Origin of the sequence: Rhizobium sp. 18065 (genome assembly GCF_902706095.1) — a bacterium.
Lineage (GTDB): Bacteria > Pseudomonadota > Alphaproteobacteria > Rhizobiales > Rhizobiaceae > Allorhizobium.
Genome location: NZ_CACSJP010000001.1, coordinates 66486 through 92067 on the forward strand (window position 1 = coordinate 66486; position 25582 = coordinate 92067).

A 25582-nucleotide genomic window follows, 5' to 3' on the forward strand; every position below is an offset into this window, starting at 1 on the left:
ACACCCGGGCGATATGAATTTGCCCACTTACAACAAAAAACCCGCCGGACGTTTCCGTCCGGCGGGTTTTTTTATTCAGCGAAACCGCAACAATTAGTCGTTGGTGCGGTTCTTCAGGGCTGCGCCCAGGATGTCGCCGAGCGATGCGCCAGAGTCGGACGAACCGAACTGAGCAACGGCTTCCTTTTCTTCTGCGATCTCGAGAGCCTTGATCGACAGCATGACCTTGCGATCCTTCTTGGAGAAGTTCGTGACGCGAGCGTCAAAAACCTGGCCAACGGAGAAACGCTCAGGACGCTGGTCGTCACGGTCGCGAGCGAGGTCTGCACGGCGGATGAACGACGTGATGTCTTCATGAGCAACGAGCTTCACTTCGACGCCACCATCGTTGATCGCGATGACTTCGCAAGAAACAACAGCGTTCTTGCGCAGTTCGCCCGAGGTCGCTGCTTCGCCAACCGCATCGCGGCCGAGCTGCTTGATGCCGAGCGAAATGCGTTCCTTCTCGACGTCAACATCGAGAACGACGGCCTTGACCACGTCACCCTTGTTGAACTCTTCGATGACCTGTTCGCCCGGACGGTTCCAGTCGAGGTCCGAAAGGTGAACCATGCCGTCGACGTCGCCTTCGAGGCCGATGAACAGGCCGAATTCGGTCTTGTTCTTGACTTCGCCTTCGACTTCAGTGCCGGCCGGATGGCTGAAGGCAAATGCCTGCCATGGGTTCTCGAGGGTCTGCTTGAGACCGAGCGAGATGCGGCGCTTCGACGGATCGACTTCGAGAACGACGACGTCGACGTCCTGCGTGGTCGAAAGGATCTTGCCGGGATGAACGTTCTTCTTCGTCCAGGACATTTCCGAGATGTGGATCAGGCCTTCGATGCCCGGCTCCAGCTCGACGAATGCACCGTAGTCGGTGATGTTCGTGACAGTACCGGAGATCTTCTTGCCAACCGGGTACTTGGCAGCGATGCCATCCCACGGATCCGACTCGAGCTGCTTCATGCCGAGCGAGATGCGATGGGTTTCCTGGTTGATACGGATGATCTGAACCTTGACCGACTGGCCGATGGACAGGATTTCCGAAGGATGGTTCACGCGGCGCCATGCCATGTCGGTGACGTGCAGCAGGCCGTCGATGCCGCCGAGGTCAACGAACGCACCGTAATCGGTGATGTTCTTGACGACGCCGTCAACAACCTGGCCTTCTTCGAGGTTCTGAACGATTTCCGAACGCTGTTCAGCGCGGGACTCTTCGAGAACCGTACGGCGCGAAACAACGATGTTGCCGCGACGCTTGTCCATCTTGAGGATTTCGAAGGGCTGCGGGTTGTGCATCAGCGGGGTCACGTCGCGGATCGGACGGATGTCGACCTGCGAACGCGGAAGGAAGGCTACTGCGCCGTCGAGGTCAACCGTGAAGCCGCCCTTGACCTGGTTGAAGATAACGCCTTCAACGCGTTCGCCAGCTTCAAACTTGGCTTCGAGCTTGATCCAGCTTTCTTCGCGGCGAGCCTTTTCGCGCGACAGAACAGCTTCGCCGAGAGCATTTTCGATGCGCTCAACATAGACTTCGACTTCATCGCCAACCTTGAGCGTGCCGTCCTTGGCGCGCGCACCGAATTCCTTCAGCGCGATGCGGCCTTCGACCTTCAGGCCGACGTCAACGATAGCGACGTCCTTTTCGATGGCCGTGATGATGCCCTTGGCAACATAGCCTTCGGCCAGATCGGTCTTGGCAAAGGATTCTTCGAGAAGGGCTGCAAAGTCCTCCCGTGACGGGGTAGTAACAGACATGAAATCTCCTAGTCGCATCCATTTCGGATACGGGCTGCGCCGGTGGTTCGTGTTGGTCGGGGCCAATTCCTTCGTCCGCTCTTTTAAAGAGCTGTCCGGCGCGGGGACGGTGGGATTGGCCAACTCAAACGGAAACGGGCTAGGCCGGTTCCGGATCAGTTCATGCTTCTTTCAAGGCAGCGTCGATCAAGATCTTCGCTGCTTGAAACGCCGCCTCTATACTCATTTCCGATGTATCTAGCAAGTGCGCGTCTGCAGCCGGTTTAAGAGGGCTGTCCGCGCGGCCCATGTCGCGCTCGTCGCGACGCTTCACATCCTCGAAAATGGCATCGAAATCGGCAGATCCGCCCTTGCCGATAATCTCGTCGAAACGACGCCTGGCGCGAACCTCGGGTGAGGCGGTGACATAGAGCTTCACCGGCGCCTGCGGGCAGACAACGGTGCCGATATCGCGGCCGTCGAGCACAGTTCCGGGTTCGCGGGTGGAAAAGGCACGCTGTGCCTCGACCAGCGCGCGGCGCACCGAAGGCATGACTGCGATCTTGGAAGCGGCCTCGCCGATCTCGTGCGCCGACAGGATGTCGCGGTCGAGGCCCGCGAGTTCGACGGTGCGTGCCGTCTCTTCCGCAACACTTTCGTTGTCGAGCGGTTGCCCCGCATCCAGCAGGGCCTTGGCTGTGGCGCGGTAGGTCAGCCCCGTATCGAGATGATGGAAGCCATAGGTCTCGGCGATACGGCGCGACAGCGTTCCCTTGCCGGCAGCAGCGGGTCCATCAATGGCGATGATCATCGGCGTCCTCGTCGTGAAAAAGAAATCTGCGTTTCTGATACCGATCTCGGTCATGAAAGCCAAGCACGCTGGCATGTGTTGGCATCGGCTAGCATCCGGATATCAAGGCGCCATTCGAGGCATATCGACCGGGAGAATCCGGGAGCTGGTCTCCCGTCTCCCGCAATTGCTGCAGTTTGCCTTTGACAGACCGGAGCGCAACGATTAAGGGGACCGACTACAGATTGGCCGGCTTTCCGCCGGGCGCTTGGCGCATGCCCTTATTCTTCACGACTTCATGAGGCTTTGACAGTGGCGAAGGCAGAACTTGGAACGAAACGCACTTGCCCTGATACCGGCAAGAAATTCTACGATCTGAACAAGGATCCGGTCGTATCCCCCTATACGGGCAAATCTTGGCCCCTCTCCTATTTCGAGGAGACCTCGGTCGCAGCCATCATGGAGAAGGCTGAAGAAGAGGAAGTGGCCGAAGTCGATACCGAGAACACGGATGTCGAACTGGTTTCGCTCGAGGATGCAGATGATGCAGCCGGCGGTGATGATATTCCGGACCTCGGCGACGATGATGTCGAAATCGATGGCGACGACGATGACGACACCTTCCTCGAAGCCGATGAAGACGATGACGACGACGATATGACCGGCATCATCGGCGTCTCCGGCGACGACGACGAAGTCTGATTTTTCAATATTTTCGGACCCGGATACGAAAAGTTTTCCGGGTCCGAATTTTTAGGCTTGCTATCTTCGGAAACCGAACGTATTAAGCCGCCACCCCGACGGAAGCACTGCTTCACGGGGTTCCCGGAACCGGCGTCGCCGGACCCTCGATGGGGCTATAGCTCAGCTGGGAGAGCGCTTGCATGGCATGCAAGAGGTCAGCGGTTCGATCCCGCTTAGCTCCACCAAACTTCCTTCAACTGCAATTATGTCGTTTCGATTCAGACGGACTTGGCGTTTGTCTATTCGCTTTGAACGAAAAAAACGGCCGCGGATGTCTCCGGGCCGTCATTCGTGTGCATTGAGATGCTTCATGCGCTCAGCGCTGGAAAAGCTGGCCGCGTTCCCGGCTTTCCGGACGGTCGATCTGGAACCAGTCGACGATCTTGTCGATCGCGATCTTCATTTGTCCATCGCGGAGTTGGACACATAACTGGTCTTCAGCCATGCCGAGCGGGGTTCCGATGTAGATGCGGTTGTTTCCGGTTTCGTCGACGGTATCAATTGCAAAACGCATGAACACCCTCCCCAATAAAGAATCAAAAATTGGCAATGAATGTGGATGTAGAAACGCGCGCTTGAGCGAAACTGACGTGTCTTGATGGCTCTGCGCAACCGGACGTGCGGGATATGAAAAAAGGCTCGGTGGCGATGGGCCGGGCATGCGTGTTGCAGGAGTGAAGGAAGCCATATGTTTGTTGTGTCGAAATTGTTCTGGATGGCAGCGCAGCCGCTGTCGCTTGCGTTTCTCTTCGTCGCGGTCGCCCTCCTTGCCTTGATATTTCATGGACGCAAGACGGCGATGAGTGCTCTCGTAGCCAGTCTGCTCATCCTGTTTCTGACGCTTTACACGACACTCGGCTCTTACGCCCTGCAGGGCCTTGAGGCGCGTTTTCCGCGTCCGTCAGGAGATCCCGAAGCGCTCACCTGCATGATCGTGCTCGGCGGTGCCTTCGAGACGGAGGTAACCACACAGCGTGGTGGCATCGAATTCAACCAGGCCGCCGAGCGCTTCATCGAGGCGCTGCGGCTTGCCGAGCGGTTTCCCCAGTCTAAGATCTTCGTCTCTGGCGGAGACGGGTCGCTGAGCGGCAGGTACGAAGGTGACGCCGTGGCCTCCGAACGCTTCTTTGCAACGTTCGGCGTCGCGCCCGAACGGCTGATCGGCGAGCCCGCCTCGCGCACGACCTTCGAGAATGTCGAAAACAGCGGCTCGCTCCTCGAACAGCGCGGCCTGAGAAATTGCCTGCTGATCACGTCGGCATTTCACATGCCGCGCTCCATCGGCCTGTTTCGCAAGGCGGGCATTGACGTGGTGCCATGGCCCGTCGATTTCCGCACCAGTGGCATCGTCACTCCGGCGCTCGACTTTACGCAGCCGACCTTGAATGCGCAGCAGATGGCGACGGCTGTACGGGAAGGGATCGGTCTGGCCGCCTACTATGTCCTCGGGCGAACAAGCGCACTCTATCCCGCGCCGTGAGGCATTGCGGCTACTTCTTGGAAATTGTCAGGAATTTTGTGCCTTTGACCCGAACCGTCATTTCGCAAGGGTCTGTGCCTTCCTCGCGCTCGCAATATTTCGGATGCATTTTCAGCACAAAGACCATGTTGCCGAAGCGCTTGATGAAATCATAGCTGTACATCTGCGCGGTGGCGATCATGAAATAGCCGCCCTCCTTGACCTGCAGGTAGAAATTGAACGGGCAGCCTTCCTCGGAGCAGTCTGGGCCGCGCGTTCCATCGCACAGGATCTCGCTGTTATTGGTGACGGCGTCGATCAGTCCATCGTTGTTGATGTCGATACGGCCGATGAAGTCGGCGCCGTATTGCACCAGTTTACAGCGTTTGCCGTAGTGCTCCTTCTCATAGATCTCGGGATCATTGAGAAGCTCCTGCTGGGCATGGGCAATCGGCGCTGCAAGGCCGAGCAGCAGGGCAAGAAGCAGGCGAAGAAAGGGCGTCAAGGCTGAACCTCCGGTATGCAGCTGCCAAACGACAGAAGGCGCCAATCTAGCGCAGGCGGCTTGCGTCACCCTTAACGGCATGATTCAAATCCTGGCACCTGCCGAAGGAGAAAGAGACATGTCGCTGCTATCGTATCTGGACTATGCCGGCATCGCGCTGTTTGCGGCGACGGGTGCGCTGGCGGCGTCGCGCAAGCAGCTCGACATGATAGGCTTTCTGTTCTTCGCCGTCATCACCGGCCTTGGTGGCGGCACGGTGCGCGACATCGTGCTCGGCCGCGTGCCGGTCTTCTGGGTCCTCAATCCGGACTATATCATCGTCTGCTGCGCCATCGGCGTGCTGGTCTTCTTTACCGCGCATCTGGTCGAGTCCCGCTACAAGCTGCTGATCTGGCTGGATGCGATCGGGCTTTCCGCCTATTGCGTCATGGGTGCGGCGAAAGGACTGGCTGCCACGGGATCGCCAACGATCGCGATAGTCACGGGAACATTGACCGCAAGCTTCGGCGGCGTGCTGCGCGACCTTCTCGCCAATGAACCATCGGTATTGCTACGGCCGGAAATCTACATCACGGCAGCATTGATCGGCGCTGCTGCCTTCACCTTGGCCAATGAAATCGGCGTGCCGCTCTATGTTGCATCGATGATTGGCGCGCTGGCGGCATTCGTGGTTCGTGGTGGCGCGCTCTATTTCGGCTGGACCTTCCCGACCTACAGGCACAAGCCTGGACGGCATCCGGATGAGGTGATGTGAGGATCAGCCCTGCTTGGCGCGCAGGCGGATAATCACGTCGACATGTGCGATTTCCATGCCTTCGGGTGCTTCCGGCAGGTTGTCGATCGTGAGGTTGTTGACCGGGATGTCGAGAACCTTGTTTTCCCCTTCCACGAAGAAGTGGTGGTGGTCGGAAACATTGGTATCGAAATAGGTCTTTGCGCTTTCGACCGCGAGAACACGGATCAGTCCGGCCTCGGTAAACTGGTGCAGCGTGTTGTAGACAGTTGCCAGAGACACGGGGAAATCGGCAGCAAGAGCTTCCTCGTGCAGTTCTTCCACAGTCAGATGTCGATCGCCCTTGGCGAACAGAAGATTGGCCAGCGCGATGCGTTGACGCGTCGGGCGCAGGCCCGATCGACGCAATTTCAGTTCGATGCCAGTCTGGCACATTGCCATCGTCAAAGAACGACCTCCGGTTCGGTGCGAGCAATGTGCATCGCATCAAGTTCGGATATAACTGCAAAATCAGGGCGTTTCAATAGTTCGGGTGGGCACAAGCCGGTGGGCAGGCGGGTCGGGGGCCCTTTTTTCGCCGAATTGGGTCTGGTGGTGCGGTATTGCTTCCTGTATCGACCTTGAATGAAATAGGATCGTCGTCCGGCTCGAATGTCGGCGATGACTGACCCAAGATTGCGGGGCTTCATTTTGCCCCTCTCTTGCTCTATTGGGTCCGGACATATGCAGCCGAGGGGGGAAGAAGAAGAAAAATGGTAACGAGACAGTCTAGCTACAATTACGAAGAAATCCTCTCCTGCGGCCGTGGTGAACTTTTCGGCCCGGGCAATGCGCAATTGCCGCTGCCGCCGATGCTGATGGTCCATCGCATCACGGATATTTCCGAAACCGGTGGTGCCTTCGACAAGGGTTACATCCGCGCGGAATACGATGTTCGTCCGGATGACTGGTATTTTCCGTGCCATTTCCAGGGCAATCCAATCATGCCGGGCTGCCTCGGTCTCGATGGTATGTGGCAGCTGACAGGCTTTTTCCTCGGCTGGCTCGGCGAGCCGGGTCGCGGCATGGCGCTGTCCACCGGCGAAGTGAAATTCAAGGGCATGGTTCGTCCTGATACGAAGTTGCTCGAATACGGCATCGACTTCAAGCGCGTGATGCGTGGCCGCCTTGTGCTTGGCACAGCAGACGGCTGGTTGAAGGCCGATGGCGAAACCATATATCAGGCGTCCGACCTTCGTGTAGGTCTGTCGAAGGACAAGGTTGCCGAATAGGCGCCCGTCCCCCACCATAATTACAAGAAGGTCTGAGAGATGAGACGGGTTGTTGTAACGGGTCTTGGCATCGTGTCTTCGATTGGCGCTGACGCTGCAGAAGTCACCGCATCGCTGCGCAACGCAAAGTCGGGCATTAGCTTTTCGCCTGATTTCGCCGAACATGGTTTCAAGTGCCAGGTATGGGGCAAACCCAACCTGGATCCGACCGATCTGGTCGATCGCCGCGCCATGCGTTTTCTGTCGCAGGGCGGCGCATGGAACCATGTCGCCATGAAGCAGGCGCTCGCCGATTCCGGCCTTGAGGAAAAGGACTACGCCGCCAACGAGCGGACCGGCATCATCATGGGCTCGGGTGGGCCGTCGACGCGTCAGATCGTCGAGGCGGCCGACATTACCCGCCAGAACAAGAGCCCCAAGCGCATCGGTCCGTTCGCCGTGCCGAAGGCGATGTCCTCGACCGCCTCCGCCACGCTGGCCACCTGGTTCAAGATCCACGGCGTCAACTATTCGATCTCCTCGGCCTGCTCGACATCGGCGCATTGCATCGGCAATGCCGCTGAAATGATTCAGTGGGGCAAGCAGGACATCATGTTCGCCGGCGGCCACGAGGATCTCGACTGGTCGATGTCGAACCTCTTCGATGCCATGGGTGCAATGTCCTCGAAATACAATGAAACGCCTTCGACCGCATCGCGTGCCTATGACGCTTCGCGTGACGGTTTTGTCATCGCCGGCGGAGCGGGTGTTCTGGTCCTCGAAGAACTCGAGCACGCCAAGGCACGCGGCGCCAAGATCTATGCCGAAATCACCGGCTACGGCGCGACCTCCGATGGCTATGACATGGTCGCACCGTCGGGCGAGGGCGCAATGCGTTGCATGCGTCAGGCCCTGTCCACGGTGAAGGGCGAAGTCGATTACATCAACACCCACGGCACCTCGACGCCTGTGGGCGATTCGAAGGAAATCGGCGCCATTCGCGAAGTCTTCGGGTCCAAGATCCCGCACATCCAGTCGACCAAGTCGCTGACCGGCCACTCGCTCGGTGCGGCCGGCGTGCAGGAATCGATCTACGGCCTTTTGATGATGCAGGAACGCTTCATCGGTGAAAGCGCCCATATCACCGAACTGGATCCCGAGTTCGACGGTGTGCCGATCGTGCGCAAGCGCATCGACGATGCGAAGATCGACACGGTGCTTTCGAACTCGTTCGGCTTTGGCGGTACGAACGCCACGCTCGTCTTCCAGCGTCACAACGGGTGACGGGAATGCTGGGATCTATGCAGGGCAAACGCGGCCTGATCATGGGCGTTGCCAACAATCACTCGATCGCCTGGGGTATTTCCAAGGCGCTCGCGTCGGCCGGTGCAGAACTTGCATTCACCTACCAGGGCGAAGCGCTTGGCAAGCGTGTCAAGCCGCTGGCTGCCGAACTGGGCTCTGATGTCGTCCTGCCGTGCGATGTTGAGGATCTGGCCTCGCTCGATGGTGTCATCGATGCACTGAAGGCCCGCTGGGGCAAGATCGACTTCATCGTGCATGCTATTGGCTTTTCCGACAAGAATGAGCTGAAGGGGCTGTATGCCGATACGACGCGGGACAATTTCACCAAGACCATGGTGATCTCCTGCTTCTCCTTCACCGAGATCGCCAAGCGTGCAGCCGGTCTGATGACCGAAGGCGGCTCGATGCTGACGCTGACCTATGGCGGCTCCGTCCGGGTCATGCCGAACTACAATGTCATGGGTGTTGCGAAAGCCGCCCTTGAAGCATCGGTACGGTATCTGGCGGCCGACTATGGTCCACGCGGGATCCGCGTCAATGCGATCTCCGCAGGCCCGATCCGCACGCTGGCAGGTGCCGGCATTGCCGATGCGCGTGCGATGTTGTCCTGGCAGCAGAAGAACTCGCCGCTGCGCCGCAGCGTCACGATCGAGGATGTCGGCAGTTCGGCCCTTTATCTTCTCTCAGACATGTCGCGCGGCGTGACCGGTGAAATCCACTACGTGGATGCGGGCTACAACGTCACGTCCATGCCGGCGCTGGATGTTCTCGCCAGCGCGGACAGCGAGTAAGGCATAAAAAAACCTGGCGCGTCTCGTAACGCGCCAGGCATTCAGTCGGAAGGTCCGCTAGCCGATGGGAGATCGGCTACTCCGAATGAGTTTTATCCGAGTGATCGATTGCGCCGATCAACATTGCGATGCTCACGGCATGCATGAGATTGCTGGCATTGAGCTTGATCCGCGCTGATGTGAGCGCCACATCGATATCAGCACGCGATAGAGTGACGCCATTTCCGGCTTCGTCGGGTTTTTTGCCTTCGGCAACCAGCGTCAGGCATTGTATTTCACGATCTGTGAGCATCGGAGAAATTAACCGATCTCCGATCGCCATATGGGTGTCGGTCATCATTATCTTTATGCCGGGAAGGTGAAGCCACAAAAGACGGAAGGGCTCAACCCGCTCGTCAACACGGCTGCCCTTATAAGCCAACAGGGCGCAAAGTATTTACCCCCACGCGCCAAAGTTTTATCTTCGAGTGCAGGTCAGCGGGACTACTTACAATATCGGTTGGGGCTGAAGCTCTATTTCGCGATACAATCGTTTTTTTGTCAATACCTTACGTCACGCCGACTTTCGTTCGCGCACTTCGGTTGGGGTGTGACCGAACCAACGGGTGACCGACCGGGTGAAAGCGCTGGGAGCGGAATAGCCCAGGCGATAACAGATTTCGGAGATCGGCAACTCGCTTTCCGTCAGCAGGTTGAAGCTCACATCGCGGCGGATGCTGTCACGAAGGTCGTTCATGCTCGTGCCATGCTGTGCCAGCCTTCTTTGGAAGGTCCGCTCTGACAGGCCGAAATAGGGAGCAATGTCAGACAGCGGATATTCGCCATCGCAGACATGCAGAAGCAGATAGTGGCGCACTTGGTCGAGAAAGTCGCCATCCATGTCGAGCGTGGCGGGCCGGGCTGCCCGGCACTGCGTGTCCATCAGTTCGTGCAGGCGTCTGTCGCCGGCCGGATTGGCCGCTTCCAGAAAACTGGTCGGAAACCGGATGCAGTTCATCCGCTGAGCAAAGCTGACTTTCCGGGTGAGGCGCTCACGAAACGGCTGGATGTTCCGTGGTCTTGGCCTCTCCAGTTCGATTTCGACCTGATCTGTCAGGACGCCCGCAAGATCGCGTGCGCGCTGCATGACAAGCGCTACGGACATGTCGACATACTGATCGCGTTTCACGATGATCGGCGCAAACGTCCATGAAAGAAGCGCGCCGCGCTCGTCGACCAACAGCCGCGAATAGCTGGTATGGGTTACATACTGGATATGTGCATCGAGGAACTGAACGAAATCGAGACCGGTCGGTGCGGATAACAATCCGTAGCCGAACGCACCGGTCGAACCCGGCTCATAGGCTTGCACGCTGACAAGGCCGAAAGCCTCGTCATCAGAAAGCAACGCACAGGCCTCCAGAAGCCTGCACAGGCGATCAAGGCTGATGCGGGCGGTCATGCTCTGGAAACAGTCCGGATTGATGTCCAGCGCCTTGCAAATCGGCACGATATCTATGCCGTAACTCTGGGCGTGAACCACCACGGCCGAGGCAAGGCCTGCGACCGTCGTCAGTTCATCGGTCAGATTCTTTTGCGGCATTTGGAAGCCTGGCGCCGAAGGGAAAGAACTTGGCGTCAAAAGCTAAGTCAAGACACGGCGTGAGTCGAGTGCCGTGGCCACGGAAGATATCAATCTCCCGTGACTGTATGCTAAAATATGAACTAGCGCTTCGCCCAAAGGACTTTGAAGCGGGAGTTGCGGCAGGTTTCGCCATGCTGCTTGAAGTTGGCCGCAAGCACGGCCTCGTAGGACAGGCCCCGATTCGCGACCAGAAGCAACTCGCCACCATTGCGCAGTGCCTCGGCGGCAGCCTTGATCATCGCTTCGCCGATGGAAGGTTCGGCGGCATGCCCTTCGTGGAACGGCGGGTTCATGATCACCAGATCATACTTTTCCTTCGCCGGCTCGTTGCCGAGATCCTGCCAGAAGAAACGCGTCGTCAGCTTCGGGCAGTTGGTCGCGAGATTCTTGCGGGCGTGCTCCAGAGCGTCGTGGCTGGCCTCAAAGAGATCGATGCGATTGGTGCGCGGCGACTTTTCGGCAAGCATGACGGAGAGATAGCCCCAGCCTGCGCCAAAGTCGGCAGCATTGCCGTCGAAGTTTGTCGGCATCCGGCTTGCCAGAAGCTCCGAACCATCATCGACATGCGCATGGGAGAACAGGCCGGCACGGGTCTCGAAACGACCGTCCACGATGACCGGCTTGGCCTGCAGTGTCGCGATCGCAGCGGAGACATCCGCGGGCACGGTAAACCAGACGGCGACGCCGTGATACTTCGGCATCGATTCCGGCGCGAAGCCCAGGCGATCGAGCTGTTTGCGCAATGGCTGCACGCCATCTTCCTTCGCGCCGGCAATCACGACGAGACCACCAGCCTTGACGCGCTTCAGCGCTTCGGCAACGCGGTCTTCGTTGATGCCCTTGTGTTTGTCGCACAGGATCAGTGCACCATCGAAGTCATCGCCCTCGACGACCGCAACGGGCGCCTGGTGCGCGGCTTCCAGCCGGCGGAAATCGGGGCGGAAGCCCTGGACCACGGTCAGCTCGGCAGCAAAGCCGTCAGGCTTGGCAAAGCCTGCTTCGGCACCGAGAAAGAGATAGCGCGTACCTTCGCCAGGCAGCGCGACGGTTTCCGTCACGAACGGATGGAACAGGGTCTTCAGCGTTTCGCGGCTCATGTCGAGGCCCTCTAGAGCAGTTCAGGGAAGGGCGTCGGGGCCGCTTCGGTTGAAGACTGCGTCAAACAATCGGATAACAAAAAAAGGCGCGGAAGTTATTCCGCGCCTCTGGATCAGCAGGAAGCGCGCTTATTCAGCGGCTTCGCCACCTTCACTCTTCTTTTCAACGACTTCCTTGCCGGTCGTCTGGTCGACGGCCTTCATCGACAGGCGAACCTTGCCGCGCTCGTCGAAGCCCATCAGCTTGACCCAGACCTTCTGGCCTTCCTTGACCACGTCCTGCGTCTTGGCAACACGATCGGAAGCGAGCTGGCTGATATGAACCAGGCCATCACGCGAACCGAAGAAGTTGACGAAAGCGCCGAAGTCGGCGGTCTTCACAACGGTACCTTCATAGACGACGCCGACTTCCGGCTCGGCCACGATGGAGTGGATCCACTTGCGGGCTGCTTCGATTTCCTTGCCGGAGGCAGAGGCGATCTTCACGGTGCCGTCGTCTTCGATGTTGATCTTGGCGCCGGTCTTTTCGACGATTTCGCGGATGACCTTGCCGCCCGAACCGATGACTTCACGGATCTTGTCGACCGGGATGTTCATCACTTCGATGCGTGGTGCGAATTCGCCGAGCTGCGAGCGACCTTCGGTGATGGCGTTGGCCATTTCGCCGAGGATGTGCTTGCGACCGCCCTGAGCCTGCTCCAGAGCAACCTTCATGATCTCTTCGGTGATACCGGCGATCTTGATGTCCATCTGCAGCGAGGTGATGCCGTCGGCAGTGCCGGCGACCTTGAAGTCCATGTCGCCGAGGTGATCTTCGTCGCCGAGGATGTCGGAGAGAACTGCAAAGCGTTCGCCTTCGAGGATCAGGCCCATGGCGATACCGGCAACTGGCTTGGCCAAGGGAACGCCTGCATCCATCAGAGCGAGCGAGGTGCCGCAAACGGTTGCCATCGAGGACGAGCCGTTCGACTCGGTGATCTCGGAGACGACGCGCAGCGTGTAGGGGAACTGCTCAGGCGAAGGCAGCATCGGACGGATAGCGCGCCATGCGAGCTTGCCGTGACCGATTTCGCGGCGGCCAGGCGAACCCATGCGGCCGGTTTCGCCAACCGAGTAGGGAGGGAAGTTGTAATGGAGCAGGAAGCGCTCCTTGTACATGCCGGTCAGAGAATCGACGTACTGTTCGTCTTCGCCGGTGCCGAGCGTGGCAACAACGATCGCCTGGGTTTCGCCGCGGGTGAACAGGGCCGAGCCGTGGGTGCGCGGCAGGATGCCGACTTCAGAAACGATCGCACGAACGGTCGACAGGTCGCGGCCGTCGATGCGGCTCTTGGTGTCGAGGATGTTCCAGCGAACGATCTTCGCCTGCAGGTGCTTGAAGGTCGCGCCGATGACTTCGGCGGTGTACTTCGGCTCAGCGCCTTCCGGGAAGAAGTGTGCCTTGACCTTCGCCTTGACGGCGTCGACGGCAGCGTAGCGTTCGGCCTTCTGGGTGTTCTTGTAGGCAACGCGCAGTTCGGCTTCGAAGTGCTTGAGCATTTCGGCTTCGAGCTCGGAATGATCTTCCGGCTGGAAATCGCGAGGCTCCTTGGCGGCAACTTCGGCGAGCTTGATGATCGCGTCGAGAACCGGCTGGAAACCCTTATGGCCGAACATGACGGCGCCGAGCATGATTTCTTCGTTGAGTTCCTTGGCTTCGGATTCAACCATCAGAACGGCGTCGTGGGTACCGGCAACAACCAGGTCCAGAACCGATTCGTCCATCTCGTCGAGATGTGGGTTGAGGACGTATTCGCCGTTGATGTAGCCGACGCGTGCGCCGCCAACCGGGCCCATGAAAGGAATGCCGGAGAGCGTCAGCGCTGCTGAGGCTGCAACCATCGACAATACGTCCGGATCGTTTTCAAGGTCGTGCTGGACGACGGTAACGACGACCTGAGTGTCGTTCTTGTAGCCTTCCGGGAACAGCGGGCGGATCGGACGGTCGATCAGGCGGGAAACCAGCGTTTCCTTTTCCGACGGACGACCTTCGCGCTTGAAATAGCCACCCGGGATCTTGCCGGCGGCATAGGTCTTTTCCTGGTAGTTGACGGTCAGCGGGAAGAAGTCCTGGCCCGGCTTCGGCGACTTGGCCGAAACGACGGTGGCGAGAACGACGGTTTCGCCGTAGGTGGCCAGAACGGCACCGTCAGCCTGACGGGCGATCTTGCCGGTTTCGAGCTTCAGCGGGCGGCCTGCCCACTCGATTTCAACGCTGTGAGTATCAAACATCTCTTGTCCTTCATCCACGGAGTGCCCTTGCACAAAAAGACGAACGGTCCACAAGGAACCAACGTCACCGCGGAAATTCTGACACATCACGGGCAAGACAGCGGGAGGCTTTCGGGTGTCGCGAACGGATCTGCTTCCGATCGCTCAGTCCATCTGACGCCAGGTCTCTGGCGAAAGCATCCGGCAATCCTGCCCCATGACAGGTCATCGGTTGGTATTTGCAGCACCGGTCATCCGGACTGCCTTTCATGCGCTTCGATCACGATGATAATCTGTCGAAGTCTAGGGACCTGTGTCCCAAAAGAGGCCGGCGGACCTTCATGCGAAGATCCGCCGGAAACTGTTTTAGCGGCGAATGCCCAGAGCAGTGATGATCTTGCTGTAGCGGGCTTCATCCTTGTTCTTGACATAGTCAAGAAGCGAACGGCGTGTCGAAACCATCGTCAGGAGGCCACGGCGGGAGTGGTTGTCCTTCTTGTGACCCTTGAAGTGTTCCGTCAGGTTGTTGATCCGCTCGGTCAGGATCGCAACCTGGACTTCCGGAGAACCGGTATCGCCTTCGTTGATCGCGTATTCCTTGATGAGGGCAGCCTTGCGTTCTGCAGTAATCGACATCGTAAATCCTTTCTAGAATTTATGAGAAAAAGGTCGCCAAAGGCCGAGATGTCGTTCAGCAATGGCCATGAATGCAGGCGCAACAGCGCCAGCTGGTGCCGCCTATACTCCATTCCCCTTGGAAAGGGAAGAGCGGACGTTTTCCGGTGATTTCAGTTGAACACGCGTCGCGGATGAAACTCGCCGCCGGCAATCTCGCCGATTGCAATCAGCTTGCTTCCCGAAAGCGCGACGGCCTCCGGTTCGGCAACGGGAGCATCGCGGCCCCGCACGATGATCGGATTGCCCATGCGCAGCCGATGGGCCTGATCCTCGGTGATGCGGATCTGCGGCAGGGCGGAAAGCGCCTCGCTTGTATCGACGATGAAGGCATCGAGTGCCTCGAGCCGGGCGTCGCGGTCCTCGATGGCTTCAAGTGCAACGAGCTCGGCAAGCGGCACCATCGTCTCTTCGGCAAACGGTGCGACAAACGAGCGTCGCAGGCTCGAAATATGGCCGTAGCAGCCAAGGTCACGTCCGAGATCGCGGGCGATCGACCGCACATAGGTGCCCTTGCCGCATTCCACTTCGAAATGCGCCTTGTCGGTTTCCACGTTCAGCAGGGTCAGGCGGAAAACCTCCACCTCGCGTGACGGGATTTCGACGGTCTCGCCTTCGCGGGCAAGGTCATAAGCCCGTTCGCCGGCGATCTTGATGGCGGAAAACTGCGGCGGGATCTGGTTGATCACGCCGGTATAGTTCGGCAGCAAGGCGCGGATGTCGTCTTCGCTCGGTCGCTTGTCGGAGGTCTGTGTGGCCTCGCCTTCAAGATCGTCCGTCGAGCGTTCCTCGCCCCAGGTCACGGTGAATTCGTAGATCTTGCGGCCATCCATCACATAGGGAACCGTCTTGGTCGCATCGCCAAGCGCGATCGGCAGCATGCCGGAGGCGAGCGGATCGAGCGTACCGGCATGGCCGGCCTTCTGGGCGTTGAACAACCACTTGATCTTGCCGACGGCTTCGGTCGAGCCGAAATCCACGGGCTTGTCGAGAATGAGCCAGCCCGAAATCGGGCGGCCCTTGGGCTTTCTGGGTTTGGACATTGTCTCTTATTCTTGTTCGTCGTCTGCGCTGTTGGCGGCGAGGTCACGCTGGACTTCCGGCGATCGCAGCAGCGCATCGATCTTCTGGTAATTGTCGAAACTGGTATCGTCGCGGAAACGCACCTCGGGCATATGCTTCAACTGGCGAAGCTGGCTGCCGATCCGTCCGCGGATGTATTTGGCATGGCGGTTGAGCGCCTCGATGATGCTTGTGTGGTCGCTGACCCCCAGCGGGGCGACAAAGGCCGTCGCGATCCTCAGGTCGGTCGACATCCGCACTTCCGAAATGGAAATGACCGTGCGTTCGATCAGGTCGTCGCGCACATCTCCGCGCTGCAGGACCTGGGTAATGGCGGCGCGCACCTGCTCGCCGACGCGCAGCATGCGCTGCGTGGGAGCTGAAGAGTTTGCTTTGCTCATGGTCGTTTGCCTTTTCGCATTCAATGGGGTCCGAAGATCCGGTTTTCCCAGTCGCAATGCATCCGTTGGGAGAAGATAAGATCGGCTGCAACAGCCGTTGCAGACCAATGTCCGCATTCAAATAAAGCGAGCGCCGGAAACCCGGCGCCCGTTCTCTATTTCTGTCCGCAGGCTCTGGATCAGAGCGTACGGGTGATATGCTCCACGCGGAAGCACTCGATCGTGTCGCCGGCACGGATGTCTTCGTAGTTCTCGAAGGCCATACCGCATTCCTGGCCCATCGGCACTTCGGCAACTTCGTCCTTGAAGCGCTTGAGCGTCTTGAGCTTGCCTTCGTGGATGACGACGTTGTCGCGCACCAGGCGCACGCCGGCACCACGTTCGACCTTGCCTTCGACGACGCGGCAACCCGCGACCTTGCCGGTCTTGGTGATGTTGAACACTTCCAGGATTTCGGCATTGCCGAGGAAGGTTTCGCGACGTTCCGGAGACAGGAGGCCCGACATCGCTGCCTTCACGTCATCCACCAGATCGTAGATGATGTTGTAGTAGCGGATTTCGGAGCCGGCTCGTTCGGCCGCCGCACGTGCCTGGACATTGGCGCGAACGTTGAAGCCGATGATGGCAGCGTTGGAAGCTTCGGCAAGGGCGATATCGGACTCGGTGATACCACCGGCGCCCGAATGCACGATGCGTGCCCGGACTTCGTCCGTGCCCAGCTTGTCGAGTGCGCCGATGATGGCTTCGATCGAGCCCTGCACGTCGCCCTTGATGACCAGCGGGAATTCCTTGAAGCCGGTATTCTGCAGCTGGGTCATCATCTGTTCCAGCGAACCGCGCTGACCGGACTGGCGGGCAGCGGCCTTGTCGCGGGCCAGACGCTGACGATACTCGGAAATTTCGCGAGCACGGGCTTCATTCTCGACAACGGCGAACTTGTCGCCGGCAGCAGGCGTACCCGACAGGCCGAGAACTTCGACCGGCATGGCCGGACCGGCTTCCTTGACATGCGCGCCCTGGTCGTTGACCAGCGCACGAACACGGCCCCACTGATCGCCGGCGACGATGATCTGGCCCGGGCGAAGCGTGCCCTTCTGGACCAGAACCGTTGCCACCGAGCCGCGACCGCGGTCGAGCTGGGCTTCGATGACCGTACCTTCGGCAGTCCGGCTCGGATCCGCCTTCAGGTCGAGGATTTCGGCCTGAAGAAGCACGGCTTCCAGCAGTTTGTCGAGGTTCAGCTTGTTCTTCGCCGAAACTTCGACGTCGAGCACTTCACCGCCCATGGATTCGACGAACACTTCGTGCTGCAGAAGCTGCTGACGGACCTTGTCCGGATTGGCTTCATGCTTGTCGATCTTGTTGATCGCCACGATGATCGGCACGCCGGCAGCCTTTGCGTGGCTGATGGATTCGATCGTCTGCGGCATCACGCTGTCGTCGGCAGCAACCACCAGGATGGCGATGTCGGTAGCCTGCGCACCACGGGCACGCATCGCAGTGAATGCGGCGTGGCCGGGCGTGTCGATGAAGGTGATCTTCTGCCCGTTCTGTTCAACCTGATAGGCACCGATATGCTGGGTAATGCCACCGGCTTCGCCAGATACGACGCTGGTCTTGCGGATGGCGTCGAGCAGCGAGGTCTTGCCGTGGTCGACGTGACCCATGATGGTCACGACCGGCGGACGCGATACCATTTCGCCTTCGTCGTCCTTCATGTTGAAGATGCCTTCTTCAACGTCGGATTCCGAAACGCGCTTGACGGTATGGCCGAATTCGGTGGCGATCAGTTCAGCAAGGTCGGCGTCGATGACGTCGCCCGGCTTCATCATCTGGCCTTCCTTCATCAGGTACTTGATCACGTCGACGGCGCGTTCGGACATGCGCTGCGACAGTTCCTGAATGGTGATGGTTTCCGGCAGGATGACCTCGCGCATGACCTTTTCGCGCGTTTCCTGCATCTGGCTGCGGCGGAACTTCTCCTGGCGGCGACGGGTCGCAGCCATCGAACGGCCACGTGCATTGCCATCGTCGTCCGTGCCGACCGTGGTAACAGTCAGCTTGCCGCGGCGACGATCTTCCTCGGCCTTCGGACGGGCAGGGACCTTGGCCGGAGCCGGAGCGACGACTTTGCCGCGACCTGGGATGACGCGAGCCGGGGCACGATCTTCTTCCTCGTCGGAGGCCTTGCGGCCACGCACGAAGCCCGCAGGTGTCGGAGCGGCCGGTGCAGCCGGACGGGTTTCGCCGGCGGGACGACCAGGTGCCGCAGACGAGGCGACAGCGGCCGGAGCCACGTCAACCGGTGCTTCTGGCTGCGGTTCAGGCTGCGGTTCGGCGGCCCGGCGGGCGGCCTCTTCTGCTGCCACGATTGCTGCTGCCTCGGCTTCCCGCTGACGGCGCGCTTCATCTTCGGCGCGACGCTTGGCGTCCTCGATATCACGTGCCTGCGCTTCTACCAGCGCGCGACGGCGTGCTTCCATCTCGCCGGCCGACAGGTCATGCAATACCGCGCCGCGCGGACGTTCCGGCTGGCGGTTCTGCTGCGGGCGCTCGGGCTGGCGGTTGTTGTTCTGTTGCTGAGCCGGGCGCTGCTGCTGCGGAGCCGGCTGCTGAACGCGCGGAGCGGGCGTCGGCGCGGGCGCAGCTGCCACCGGCCGCGGCGGCTGTGCTACAACCACAGGCGCGACGGGTTCAGGCGCCTTGACGGGCGTAATTGGTGGTTTTTCATCTTGAGGGCGCGTCGGGCGCCGCTTCACGGTTTCGACGACGACCGACTTCGTGCGGCCGCGCCCCATGTCCTGGCGTACGGTGCCCTGGCTCATCCCCGATGGTTTCAAGGTGAGTGTCTTCTTCACGCCGATGGTCTTGTCGTCTTTGTTGTCGGTCATTCCGTTCCCGTTCCTTCGAGCGAGGCCGGATGCCGAGCATCAGACCACGCCGTTCACATACTGTCCTAAACCACGGAGGTCGGCCTTGGCCGATGACCGCGTCATTGTGGTCTCGGGCCAGTGCTCAACCTGCGAGGCGCTTGGCCTCGATAGGTTTCGAGCAGAGTTGCGCGCTTCACTACACCTTCACCCGCCTGCCCTGCAAGCGCTGCGGCATGGATAAACGCATTCTGGCCCATCAGTTCGTCCATTTCATTCCCGGACAGAAGCTGGAACGAAGGGATCTCCGCGTCAGTTTCCATTCCGAGATGCCGGGCCTTTCGGGCCTGGTCGATCTTTCGAATTCCGTCCGCAGCGGCGTCCGTTGAATGGAACACCGCAAGCGCTTCCCCGCTGCGAACAGCGAGTTCGACCTTGGCAGATCCGATGATGAACTGCCCCGCCTTGCGGGCCAGGTTCATCATTCCCGTCAGTTGACCGGCAAGAAGCCTGTCAACCATGGCACCAAGGTCGGGATCCGCCTTGACGTCTTTCTTGAGTGCCCTGGCGAAGAGTTTCTTCGCCACAGCCTTTTCGACAGCCTCACGGCTCGGTGTTACCCAGCAGCCCCGACCGGGAAGCGTGCGCTTCAGGTCGGGAACGATCGAGCCGTCTGGCCCGGCGACGAAGCGAAGCAACGTCTCCGGGGAACCGCTCTCGCGGGTGACGATGCACATGCGTCCATTCACGTCGCTGGGGTCGAAGTCATCTTCGTCCTGCACAGTGTCCGGAGACTGGGCGGTCATCACGCTTCCTGCTCGGCTTCCGCCTCGCCTTCCACATCGGCTTCGGCTTCAACAGCCAAATCGTCTTCGGTGATCCATCCGGCGGAAAGTCGCGCCTGGACGATCATGTTTTCAGCTTCTGCACGGGAAATTTCGAACTTCGAGAACAGGCCCTCGAACTTCTTGGTTTCGCCATTCTTGCGTTCGCTCCAGCCCACCAGGTCGTCGGCGGCGCAGCCTGCAAAGTCTTCGATCGTCTTGATGCCGTCTTCGCCAAGCGCGACCATCATCTGCGAGGTCATGCCGTTGATCTCGCGCAGTTCGTCGGCAACGCCGAGTTCCTTACGCTTGGCATCTCTCTCTGCTTCGATCTTCTCGATATATTCACGAGCGCGGGTCTGGATTTCTTCAGCCGTATCGTCGTCAAAACCATCGATCGAGGCAATTTCGTCCAGTTCGACGTAAGCCAGTTCCTCGACGGCGGCGAAGCCTTCCGAGGCCAGAACCTGCCCGACCATTTCGTCGACGTCGAGGGCGTCCATGAACAGGTTGGTACGTTCGTTGAATTCCTTCTGACGGCGCTCGGATTCTTCCGCTTCCGTCATGATGTCGATATCCCAGCCGGTCAGCTGCGAGGCCAGGCGAACGTTCTGGCCGCGACGGCCGATGGCCAGCGACAGCTGCTCGTCCGGAACCACGACCTCGATGCGTTCTGCATCTTCGTCGAGAACGACCTTGGCGACTTCCGCCGGCTGCAGGGCGTTGACGATGAAGGAAGCCGGATCCTGGGACCACGGAATGATATCGATCTTTTCGCCCTGGAGTTCGCCTACAACGGCCTGGACGCGGCTACCGCGCATACCGACGCAGGCCCCGACCGGATCGATCGACGAGTCGTTCGAGATGACGGCGATCTTGGCGCGCGAACCCGGGTCACGGGCGACTGACTTGATCTGGATGATGCCGTCGTAGATTTCCGGCACTTCCATGGTGAACAGCTTCACCATGAACTGCGGATGGGTACGCGACAGGAAGATCTGCGGGCCGCGCTGCTCGCGACGCACGTCGTAGACATAGGCGCGCACGCGGTCGCCGTAGCGGAAGGCTTCGCGCGGGATCATCTCGTCGCGACGGATGATACCTTCGCCGCGGCCGAGGTCAACGATGACGTTGCCGTATTCGACACGCTTGACGGTGCCGTTGACGATCTCGCCCATGCGGTCCTTGAATTCGTCATACTGGCGGTCACGCTCGGCTTCGCGCACTTTCTGCACGATGACCTGCTTGGCCGACTGCGCCGCAATACGACCGAAATCCATCGGCGGCAGCGGATCGGCGATGTAGTCGCCAAGCTTCGCATCGACATTGCGGTCGCGCGCCAGTTCCAGAGCGATCTGCGTGGCATAGTCCTCGACCTTCTCGACGACTTCCAGCAGACGCTGCAGGCGGATTTCGCCGGTCTTGGAATTGATGTCGGCGCGGATGTTGGTCTCGGTGCCGTAACGCGAACGGGCAGCCTTCTGGATCGCGTCGGCCATGGCGGCGAGCACGATTTCGCGGTCGATCACCTTTTCGCGGGCAACAGCATCTGCGATCTGCAAGAGCTCGAGCCGGTTAGCACTGACTGCCATTGTCTTAGGTCTCCGTCTTCATGCCTGGGCATCTGCCGCTAGGCTATCTGTCAAACGTTATGCGTCTTCGCTGTCGTCTTCGTCATTCTGGTTGGCGGCTTGCGCCTTTGCCAACTTGTCTGCACGAAGCGCGTCACGGACCAGTTCATCCGTCAAAATGAGCTTGGCTTCTGCCAAGGTGCTGAACGGGATGACCAGCCGCGGCTCTTCGCCATAGGCCAGCTGATCGCGCTCAAGCGTGAAGCCATCGGCGTCCACGGCAACGATCTTGCCGCGGAAGCGCTTGCGATTGTCGACGAGAATAGACGTCTCGCACTTCACCAGATTGCCCTGCCAGCGAACAAAATCGGACTTGCGCACCATCGGCCGGTCGATCCCAGGGGACGAGACTTCCAGATGATATTCCCTGTCGACCGGATCTTCGACGTCGAGCACCGGCGAGATCGCCATGGATACGGCTTCGCAATCCTCGACGGTCATTGTCCCGTCGTTGCGTTCGGCCATGACCTGCAGCGTGAGCCCGTTCTGGTTCATCATCCGCACGCGGACGAGCTTGAAATCCATCGCCACGAGCACAGGCTCGATGATCTCTGCGATACGACGGTCTAGGCCCGTCTCAATGATAATCCGTGCTTCGCCCGGTTCAGGCTGCGGCATGTTATCGGACAATCGTCATACTCCCGATTGGATGCGATCGCCAATAAAAAAGAGCGGGTCCTTGCGGTCCCACTCTCCATCGGTCGATCAAGAATTTGAATGCCATATACGCTGCCTTGCCCCCAAATGCAAGCTTTTCGCTTCGAGCCTAAAACAAACTTGCCATTGAGGGCTTGACCGTTGCAAGGTGTGCCGCTGGCTGGCGTGCTTCGCCAATTCCGTTCCTGGACAAGCCAATCGACGAGTAAGCTCTGTGCCCGACAGCCGATCTCCGCTATCTCCCCTTGCAAACGAGTTCTATCGGCGGATCTGGTTCGCCAGCATGGCGTCCAATCTTGGCGGGCTGATTCAAGGGGTTGGCGCCGCCTGGATGATGGCATCCATCTCCAGCTCCGAAAACATGGTGGCGCTCGTCCAGGCGTCCAATACCGGACCGATCATGCTGTTCTCGCTGGTCGCCGGCGCCATCGCCGACAGCTTCGACCGTCGCCGAGTGATGATCGCTTCGCAGCTCTTCATGGTCACTATTTCGGCCTTGCTGGCGCTGTTTGCCTATCTCGATCTGATCACGCCCTGGGCGCTTCTGGCCTTCACCTTCCTGATCGGCTGTGGCACGGCGCTCAACAATCCCTCCTGGCAGGCCTCGGTCGGCGACATGGTGCCGCGCGCCGATCTGCCGGCAGCTGTCTCGCTCAACAGCATGGGCTTCAATATCACCCGCAGCGTCGGTCCGGCCATCGGCGGCCTGATCGTGGCTGCGGCAGGCGCCGCGGCAGCGTTCGCGGCCAATACGCTCAGCTATTTTGCCATTCTTTATGCGCTGTTCCGCTGGAAGCCCGACTACCCGCAGGCCACGTTGCCGCGCGAACAGCTCGGCCCGGCGATCTGGGCCGGTCTTCGTTATGTTGCCATGTCGCCCAATCTCGGCAAGGTTCTGTTTCGTGGATTTGTTTTCGGCCTGACGGCAACATCGATACTCTCGCTTCTGCCGATCGTGGCAAGAGACCAGCTGGCCGGCGGGCCGCTGGTTTATGGCGGTCTTCTGGGTGCCTTCGGTGTAGGTGCCATCCTCGGTGCAATCTACAATCAGCGCCTGCGCGACATCCTGTCGAGCGAGGACATCGTGCGCGCCTCCTTTGCCGGCTTTGCGCTGGCAACGGTCGTCACCGGTGTCAGCAACTCGATCTGGATGGCGGGCGCCGCATTGATGATTGCGGGTGCCTGTTGGGTATTGGCTTTGTCCCTGTTCAACACGGTGGTGCAGCTCTCGACGCCGCGCTGGGTGGTTGGTCGGGCGCTGTCTCTGTATCAGACGGCTACCTTCGGCGGCATGGCAACCGGCAGCTGGCTGTGGGGTAGTATCGCCGAAAATTCGGGGTCCGGACACGCGCTCGTTGCCTCCGGCGCATTGATGATGGTCGGCGTGGCGATCGGGTTTGTCCTGCCGATGCCGGCCTTCTCCACCCTCGATCTCGATCCCCTCAACCGCTTCAACGAACCGGCGCTGAAACTGGACATACGACCGCGCAGCGGGCCGATCGTCATCCAGATCGACTTCGAGATCGATGATGCCGATGTCCCGGAATTTCTGCGCATCATGGTCGAACGCCGTCGCATCCGTCTGCGCGACGGTGCACGCAACTGGACGCTGATGCGTGATCTTGAGAAGCCTGAGATCTGGACGGAAACCTATCATGTCCCGACTTGGGTCGATTACGTCCGCCACAACCAGCGCCGCACCAAGGCCGACGCGGAGATCACCGATCGGCTGGTCGAACTGCATCGCGGACCAACCAGCCCGCATGTGCATCGGATGATCGAACGGCAGGCGATCCCGCCGGCGGATGATGTATTCCACCAGCCGCCTATCGATCATCCTTGATCTGTACGGTCAGCGCAGCTTTGCCTTCAGGCTGGCACTGGGATAGCAGGTCGGCGTCAGCCCGTTCTTTGCCTGCCATTCACCGAGCGAGCGCCGCGTCTTGAAGCCCGGCAGCCCGTCCACCTTGCCGACATCGTAGCCTTGCGCCACCAGCGCCTTCTGCATTGCCAGAACATCCGAGCGCAGCATCTTGCCGACATCGCCCCAGGACGCCTTGAAGGCGCCGGATCCGCTGCCGATCCTGTCGGCCAGATTGCCGATGAACAGCGCGTAGAGATCGGAATTGTTGTATTCCTTGATCACGTAGAAATTCGGGGTGACCAGGAATTCAGGGCCGAAAGTGCCGGCCGGTACCAGCATCATCGCGGATTGCTTGATCTCGGTCGACGGGAACGCCTTGCCGGAAATGCGGGCGAGGCCCTCCGACGTCCATGCCGAAACCGGCTGTGCCCGATCCGGCCCTTCCTGGGCGCAGGAGACGCCGTCCGGAATGCTGATCTCGAAGCCCCAGTCGCGGCCGCGCTGCCAGCCGCTCTTGACCAGGTAATTGGCGATCGAGGCGAGGGTGTCCGGCACCGAATTCCAGATGTCGCGTTTCCCGTCGCCATCGAAATCGACGGCATATTTCAGGAAACTCGACGGCATGAACTGTGGCTGGCCAAGTGCACCGGCCCAGGAGCCGCGCATCTGCTGTGCCGTCACGTCGCCGCCCTCGATCATGTGCAGCGCCGAGATTAGTTCGCGTTGGAACATGTCCTTGCGTGTCGACATGAAGGCCTTGGTGGCCAGCACGTCCAGCGCCGGATAGGGCATTTTTGCCTTGCCGAAACCGGATTCACGACCCCAGATGGCGACAAGGATCGAGCCCGGAACGCCATAGGCCGCTTCCACCTTGCGCAGCGTACCGGCATGTTGGGAGGCGAGCGACCGTCCTGTTGCGGCCAGTCCCTGCAGCCGTTTCTCGGAGAAATACGAAGACGGCGAGGAAAACTCCGCCTGGCTTTGGCTCTGCTGTTTCGGTGGCGTCGTGCCGGGCGGCACGAGATCCGGCAGATCCCAGTTGAGCGACAGGCCAGACACGGCCTTGTCGAAAGCCGGCTTGGAAATACCAGTCGCCTGCGCCTCATGCCACAGGTCGGTTGCGATCCAGCGCTGGAATTGTGCTTCGACATTGGAGCGCGATGGCGCAGACAGCGCGGGCGTAACACCAGGCCCAAACACGATCGAAAGCGCCAGGGCCCAGCGTGCTATGAAATTGCGGGGCAGGAAGCGGCAGGTGTCGGCCATGAAATTTT

Annotated in this window: 24 protein-coding genes and 1 tRNA gene; 8 read left to right on the top strand and 17 right to left on the bottom strand. The window is 59.8% G+C overall.

Annotated features, from left to right (window positions below):
• Nucleotides 1-93: 93 nt before the first annotated feature.
• Together rpsA and cmk are read right to left on the bottom strand one after the other, a co-directional pair.
• Entirely contained in the window at nt 94-1797 is a 1704-nt protein-coding gene (gene rpsA, locus GVK95_RS00285; protein WP_159945870.1) for a 30S ribosomal protein S1, read from the bottom strand.
• Between the two features lie 160 nt (nt 1798-1957).
• Complete coding sequence (gene cmk, locus GVK95_RS00290) at nt 1958-2587, bottom strand: (d)CMP kinase (RefSeq protein ID WP_244618615.1); 630 nt, start codon at nt 2585-2587, stop codon at nt 1958-1960.
• Between the two features lie 291 nt (nt 2588-2878).
• Between cmk and GVK95_RS00295 the strand changes: the two genes are divergently transcribed.
• Both GVK95_RS00295 and GVK95_RS00300 read left to right on the top strand, forming a co-directional pair.
• On the top strand, nt 2879-3268 hold the full coding sequence (locus GVK95_RS00295) for a TIGR02300 family protein (protein ID WP_007606023.1): 390 nt from the start codon (nt 2879-2881) through the stop codon (nt 3266-3268).
• Between the two features lie 151 nt (nt 3269-3419).
• Nucleotides 3420-3495 (top strand) — tRNA-Ala (locus tag GVK95_RS00300).
• 131 nt (nt 3496-3626) lie between these two features.
• Here the strand turns inward: GVK95_RS00300 and GVK95_RS00305 are convergent.
• Nucleotides 3627-3824, bottom strand: a complete 198-nt coding sequence (locus GVK95_RS00305) for a hypothetical protein (RefSeq protein WP_159945874.1) — start codon at nt 3822-3824, stop codon at nt 3627-3629.
• 174 nt (nt 3825-3998) lie between these two features.
• Here GVK95_RS00305 and GVK95_RS00310 point away from each other — a divergent pair, with 174 nt between their 5' ends.
• The gene (locus tag GVK95_RS00310) at nt 3999-4790 is read left to right on the top strand and encodes a YdcF family protein (protein WP_159945876.1); all 792 of its coding nucleotides are present in this window, start codon (nt 3999-4001) and stop codon (nt 4788-4790) included.
• Between the two features lie 10 nt (nt 4791-4800).
• On the opposite strand, the gene GVK95_RS00315 is transcribed toward GVK95_RS00310, so the two are convergent.
• Entirely contained in the window at nt 4801-5256 is a 456-nt protein-coding gene (locus GVK95_RS00315; RefSeq protein ID WP_244618647.1) for a hypothetical protein, read from the bottom strand.
• A 136-nt stretch (nt 5257-5392) separates the two neighbouring features.
• Between GVK95_RS00315 and GVK95_RS00320 the strand changes: the two genes are divergently transcribed.
• Nucleotides 5393-6028, top strand: coding sequence for a trimeric intracellular cation channel family protein (locus GVK95_RS00320; RefSeq protein ID WP_159945879.1), 636 nt, complete (start codon nt 5393-5395; stop codon nt 6026-6028).
• A gap of 3 nt (nt 6029-6031) precedes the next feature.
• On the opposite strand, the gene irrA is transcribed toward GVK95_RS00320, so the two are convergent.
• Nucleotides 6032-6448, bottom strand: a complete 417-nt coding sequence (irrA, locus tag GVK95_RS00325) for an iron response transcriptional regulator IrrA (RefSeq protein WP_037074773.1) — start codon at nt 6446-6448, stop codon at nt 6032-6034.
• A gap of 311 nt (nt 6449-6759) precedes the next feature.
• Here irrA and fabA point away from each other — a divergent pair, with 311 nt between their 5' ends.
• The 3 genes from fabA to fabI are packed head-to-tail and all read left to right on the top strand — an operon-like array spanning nt 6760 to nt 9353.
• A complete protein-coding gene (gene fabA, locus GVK95_RS00330) occupies nt 6760-7278 on the top strand; it encodes a 3-hydroxyacyl-[acyl-carrier-protein] dehydratase FabA (protein WP_159945881.1) in 519 nt (172 codons plus the stop codon).
• A 39-nt stretch (nt 7279-7317) separates the two neighbouring features.
• Nucleotides 7318-8541 (top strand): beta-ketoacyl-ACP synthase I, encoded by a 1224-nt coding sequence (gene fabB / locus GVK95_RS00335; RefSeq protein ID WP_159945883.1) that lies wholly within the window; start codon nt 7318-7320, stop codon nt 8539-8541.
• A 5-nt stretch (nt 8542-8546) separates the two neighbouring features.
• The gene (gene fabI / locus GVK95_RS00340) at nt 8547-9353 is read left to right on the top strand and encodes an enoyl-ACP reductase FabI (protein ID WP_159945885.1); all 807 of its coding nucleotides are present in this window, start codon (nt 8547-8549) and stop codon (nt 9351-9353) included.
• A 76-nt stretch (nt 9354-9429) separates the two neighbouring features.
• Here the strand turns inward: fabI and GVK95_RS00345 are convergent, their stop codons facing one another.
• The 11 genes from GVK95_RS00345 to rimP form a co-directional block, all read right to left on the bottom strand.
• Nucleotides 9430-9693, bottom strand: a complete 264-nt coding sequence (locus GVK95_RS00345; protein ID WP_159945887.1) for a LuxR C-terminal-related transcriptional regulator — start codon at nt 9691-9693, stop codon at nt 9430-9432.
• 213 nt (nt 9694-9906) lie between these two features.
• Complete coding sequence (locus GVK95_RS00350) at nt 9907-10935, bottom strand: AraC family transcriptional regulator (protein ID WP_159945889.1); 1029 nt, start codon at nt 10933-10935, stop codon at nt 9907-9909.
• Between the two features lie 122 nt (nt 10936-11057).
• Nucleotides 11058-12074, bottom strand: coding sequence for a class I SAM-dependent methyltransferase (locus GVK95_RS00355; protein ID WP_159945891.1), 1017 nt, complete (start codon nt 12072-12074; stop codon nt 11058-11060).
• 129 nt (nt 12075-12203) lie between these two features.
• Complete coding sequence (gene pnp / locus GVK95_RS00360; protein WP_159945893.1) at nt 12204-14345, bottom strand: polyribonucleotide nucleotidyltransferase; 2142 nt, start codon at nt 14343-14345, stop codon at nt 12204-12206.
• 345 nt (nt 14346-14690) lie between these two features.
• Nucleotides 14691-14960 carry a 30S ribosomal protein S15 gene (gene rpsO, locus GVK95_RS00365; protein ID WP_007606000.1) on the bottom strand — a complete coding sequence of 90 codons (270 nt, stop codon included), beginning with the start codon at nt 14958-14960 and terminating at the stop codon, nt 14691-14693.
• Nucleotides 14961-15112: 152 nt separating this feature from the next.
• A complete protein-coding gene (gene truB / locus GVK95_RS00370; protein WP_159945894.1) occupies nt 15113-16042 on the bottom strand; it encodes a tRNA pseudouridine(55) synthase TruB in 930 nt (309 codons plus the stop codon).
• Nucleotides 16043-16048: 6 nt separating this feature from the next.
• Nucleotides 16049-16462 (bottom strand): 30S ribosome-binding factor RbfA, encoded by a 414-nt coding sequence (gene rbfA, locus GVK95_RS00375; protein WP_007605997.1) that lies wholly within the window; start codon nt 16460-16462, stop codon nt 16049-16051.
• 179 nt (nt 16463-16641) lie between these two features.
• Complete coding sequence (gene infB, locus GVK95_RS00380) at nt 16642-19353, bottom strand: translation initiation factor IF-2 (RefSeq protein WP_159945895.1); 2712 nt, start codon at nt 19351-19353, stop codon at nt 16642-16644.
• Nucleotides 19354-19454: 101 nt separating this feature from the next.
• The gene (locus tag GVK95_RS00385) at nt 19455-20138 is read right to left on the bottom strand and encodes an RNA-binding protein (RefSeq protein WP_159945896.1); all 684 of its coding nucleotides are present in this window, start codon (nt 20136-20138) and stop codon (nt 19455-19457) included.
• Nucleotides 20138-21748 carry a transcription termination factor NusA gene (gene nusA / locus GVK95_RS00390; protein ID WP_007600518.1) on the bottom strand — a complete coding sequence of 537 codons (1611 nt, stop codon included), beginning with the start codon at nt 21746-21748 and terminating at the stop codon, nt 20138-20140. Before nusA ends, GVK95_RS00385 begins: the two co-directional genes overlap by 1 nt.
• A gap of 57 nt (nt 21749-21805) precedes the next feature.
• Complete coding sequence (gene rimP, locus GVK95_RS00395; RefSeq protein ID WP_159947408.1) at nt 21806-22405, bottom strand: ribosome maturation factor RimP; 600 nt, start codon at nt 22403-22405, stop codon at nt 21806-21808.
• A gap of 253 nt (nt 22406-22658) precedes the next feature.
• Here rimP and GVK95_RS00400 point away from each other — a divergent pair, with 253 nt between their 5' ends.
• Nucleotides 22659-24287, top strand: a complete 1629-nt coding sequence (locus GVK95_RS00400; protein WP_159945897.1) for an MFS transporter — start codon at nt 22659-22661, stop codon at nt 24285-24287.
• Between the two features lie 9 nt (nt 24288-24296).
• Here the strand turns inward: GVK95_RS00400 and GVK95_RS00405 are convergent, their stop codons facing one another.
• The gene (locus GVK95_RS00405; RefSeq protein ID WP_244618616.1) at nt 24297-25574 is read right to left on the bottom strand and encodes a lytic murein transglycosylase; all 1278 of its coding nucleotides are present in this window, start codon (nt 25572-25574) and stop codon (nt 24297-24299) included.
• Nucleotides 25575-25582: the final 8 nt, after the last annotated feature.

Coding starts and splice junctions, on each gene's coding strand:
- rpsA (WP_159945870.1), bottom strand. CDS start 1,797: ATGTCTGTTACTACCCCGTCACGGGAGGACTTTGCAGCCCTTCTCGAA.
- cmk (WP_244618615.1), bottom strand. CDS start 2,587: ATGATCATCGCCATTGATGGACCCGCTGCTGCCGGCAAGGGAACGCTG.
- GVK95_RS00305 (WP_159945874.1), bottom strand. CDS start 3,824: ATGCGTTTTGCAATTGATACCGTCGACGAAACCGGAAACAACCGCATC.
- GVK95_RS00310 (WP_159945876.1), top strand. CDS start 3,999: ATGTTTGTTGTGTCGAAATTGTTCTGGATGGCAGCGCAGCCGCTGTCG.
- GVK95_RS00320 (WP_159945879.1), top strand. CDS start 5,393: ATGTCGCTGCTATCGTATCTGGACTATGCCGGCATCGCGCTGTTTGCG.
- irrA (WP_037074773.1), bottom strand. CDS start 6,448: ATGGCAATGTGCCAGACTGGCATCGAACTGAAATTGCGTCGATCGGGC.
- fabA (WP_159945881.1), top strand. CDS start 6,760: ATGGTAACGAGACAGTCTAGCTACAATTACGAAGAAATCCTCTCCTGC.
- fabB (WP_159945883.1), top strand. CDS start 7,318: ATGAGACGGGTTGTTGTAACGGGTCTTGGCATCGTGTCTTCGATTGGC.
- fabI (WP_159945885.1), top strand. CDS start 8,547: ATGCTGGGATCTATGCAGGGCAAACGCGGCCTGATCATGGGCGTTGCC.
- GVK95_RS00345 (WP_159945887.1), bottom strand. CDS start 9,693: ATGATGACCGACACCCATATGGCGATCGGAGATCGGTTAATTTCTCCG.
- GVK95_RS00350 (WP_159945889.1), bottom strand. CDS start 10,935: ATGCCGCAAAAGAATCTGACCGATGAACTGACGACGGTCGCAGGCCTT.
- GVK95_RS00355 (WP_159945891.1), bottom strand. CDS start 12,074: ATGAGCCGCGAAACGCTGAAGACCCTGTTCCATCCGTTCGTGACGGAA.
- pnp (WP_159945893.1), bottom strand. CDS start 14,345: ATGTTTGATACTCACAGCGTTGAAATCGAGTGGGCAGGCCGCCCGCTG.
- rpsO (WP_007606000.1), bottom strand. CDS start 14,960: ATGTCGATTACTGCAGAACGCAAGGCTGCCCTCATCAAGGAATACGCG.
- truB (WP_159945894.1), bottom strand. CDS start 16,042: ATGTCCAAACCCAGAAAGCCCAAGGGCCGCCCGATTTCGGGCTGGCTC.
- rbfA (WP_007605997.1), bottom strand. CDS start 16,462: ATGAGCAAAGCAAACTCTTCAGCTCCCACGCAGCGCATGCTGCGCGTC.
- infB (WP_159945895.1), bottom strand. CDS start 19,353: ATGACCGACAACAAAGACGACAAGACCATCGGCGTGAAGAAGACACTC.
- GVK95_RS00385 (WP_159945896.1), bottom strand. CDS start 20,138: ATGACCGCCCAGTCTCCGGACACTGTGCAGGACGAAGATGACTTCGAC.
- nusA (WP_007600518.1), bottom strand. CDS start 21,748: ATGGCAGTCAGTGCTAACCGGCTCGAGCTCTTGCAGATCGCAGATGCT.
- rimP (WP_159947408.1), bottom strand. CDS start 22,405: ATGCCGCAGCCTGAACCGGGCGAAGCACGGATTATCATTGAGACGGGC.
- GVK95_RS00405 (WP_244618616.1), bottom strand. CDS start 25,574: ATGGCCGACACCTGCCGCTTCCTGCCCCGCAATTTCATAGCACGCTGG.